Source organism: Vibrio sp. YT-17 (assembly GCF_033337375.1).
Lineage (GTDB): Bacteria > Pseudomonadota > Gammaproteobacteria > Enterobacterales > Vibrionaceae > Vibrio > Vibrio alginolyticus.
Window position 1 is genome coordinate 1 of sequence record NZ_JAWOQP010000164.1, and the last position, 1,131, is coordinate 1,131.

2 protein-coding genes are annotated in these 1,131 nt (G+C 45.5%); one reads left to right on the forward strand and one right to left on the reverse strand.

The features are described 5' to 3' along the window. The coding region (locus R7F67_RS24680; protein ID WP_411913744.1) for a polyphosphate kinase 2 family protein at nt 1–398 on the forward strand (398 nt) is incomplete at its 5' end. Nucleotides 399–458: 60 nt separating this feature from the next. Here the strand turns inward: R7F67_RS24680 and phoU are convergent. Beyond that, nucleotides 459–1,131: phosphate signaling complex protein PhoU (gene phoU, locus R7F67_RS24685; protein WP_318057517.1), on the reverse strand; the 673-nt coding region annotated here is incomplete at its 5' end.

Genomic DNA, 1,131 nt, shown 5'->3' on the forward strand with positions numbered 1-1,131 from the left:
AATTCGAGAGAATGCTGCAACGCTCAGGCATTATTTTGCTCAAGTACTGGTTTTCGGTCTCCGACGAGGAGCAGGAAAAACGCTTCTTAGGGCGCATCAACACGCCGATAAAGCGCTGGAAGTTCAGCCCGATGGATCTAGAATCTCGACACCGCTGGGCTGAGTATTCTGAAGCAAAAGACAAGATGTTCGCTTACACCGACACCAAAAACTGTCCTTGGTGGGTTGTACCTTCAGATTCAAAACAAAAAGCGCGCTTAAATTGCATTAGTCATCTACTCAGTCAAATTGAATACAAAGCGCTAGAGTACCCACCAATTGAGTTACCAGAGATCAATAAAGAGGGCTACGTCAGAGCGCCAATAGACGATCAAACGTTTGTACCAGATAAGTACTGATCTCGGCTTCTAAGATCCAAAAGACCAGCTTTCGCTGGTCTTTTTCATTTACATGAAGCGTTACTTCAACACATCATCAATGCTTTGATCACCAAGGTGACGAACGTCCTTACCTTTCACAAAGTAAATAATGTATTCACAAATGTTTTGGCAACGATCCCCTACTCGTTCAATAGCGCGAGCAGACCACATCACCTGAAGAATATGCGGAATATTTTTTGGGTCTTCCATCATGTAAGTCATGAGCTGACGGATCACTGCTTCGTATTCGGCATCCAGCTTGTCATCGAGTTTGTGAACCTCTGCTGCGGCTTCAACATCCATACGAGCGAATGCATCCAAAACCTGATGCAACATTTGAATCGCCTGACGGCAGAGAGGTTCTAATGAAACTTGGAATTGGCGTTCTTTCGATGACGGGCTTTCGATAGCGACATACGCAATGCGTGTCGCGACATCCCCAATGCGTTCAAGATCAGTAATGGTCTTGATGATCGCCATAATCAGGCGCAAATCTTTCGCGGTCGGCTGACGTTTGGCAATGATTCGAGTACACGCATCATCAATCGACACTTCCATCGCATTCACTTTATGATCGTCACGCACAACCTTTCGCGCGAGCTCAATGTCTTCTTTATGCAAGGCTTGAATAGCATACGAAAGCTGCTGTTCCACCAAGCCACCCATGGTCAACACATGAGTACGAATCGATTCTAGCTCTACGTTAAATTGT